The organism is Myxococcus llanfairpwllgwyngyllgogerychwyrndrobwllllantysiliogogogochensis, assembly GCF_006636215.1.
GTDB lineage: Bacteria > Myxococcota > Myxococcia > Myxococcales > Myxococcaceae > Myxococcus > Myxococcus llanfairpwllgwyngyllgogerychwyrndrobwllllantysiliogogogochensis.
In genome coordinates this window covers 1-579 of record NZ_VIFM01000631.1, presented here as the reverse complement: position 1 = coordinate 579, position 579 = coordinate 1, and the positions used below count along the sequence as shown (strand labels likewise).

The window sequence follows — 579 nt, the reverse complement described above, 5'->3', positions numbered from 1 at the left end:
GCCGGGAAAGCTATTCATTACGGCTATTTTTCGCTTCCTCAATAAACTCTTCATCGATTTCATCGGTATTGCCGGCATGTTCTCGTCCCGACAGCAGGTTCCAGCAGGCGATAAACAGGGCGGCGATCAGCGGCCCGATCACGAAGCCGTTGATACCGTAGATCTCCATGCCGCCCAGAGTGGCGATAAGGATCAGATAGTCCGGCATCCTGGTATCCTTGCCCACCAGCAGTGGACGCAGAATGTTATCCACCAGGCCAATCACAATCACAAAGAAGCCGACGATAAAGGCGCCCTGCCACAGTTGGCCGGTGGCGAAGAGGTAGATGGCCGCTGGCACCCAGATAATGGCCGAGCCCACCGCCGGGATAAGCGACAGAAACGCCATCAGCGCTCCCCAGAGAATGCTGCCGTCCAGACCGGCGATCCAGAAGGCAAAGCCACCCAGCGCCCCCTGCGCCAGCGCCACGGCGACGGTACCTTTTACCGTGGCGCGGGCCACAGCGGCGAATTTAGCGAACAAATGCTGCTTCACATAGCTTGATAACGGTAGAGACTCGAGGATCAACAGCACCAGAT

Annotated in this window: 1 protein-coding gene; it reads right to left on the bottom strand. The window is 57.5% G+C overall.

The window, feature by feature from the left end:
- Positions 1–10: 10 nt before the first annotated feature.
- A partial coding sequence (locus tag FJV41_RS55250; RefSeq protein ID WP_141649566.1) for an AI-2E family transporter occupies positions 11–579 on the bottom strand: 569 nt, incomplete at its 5' end.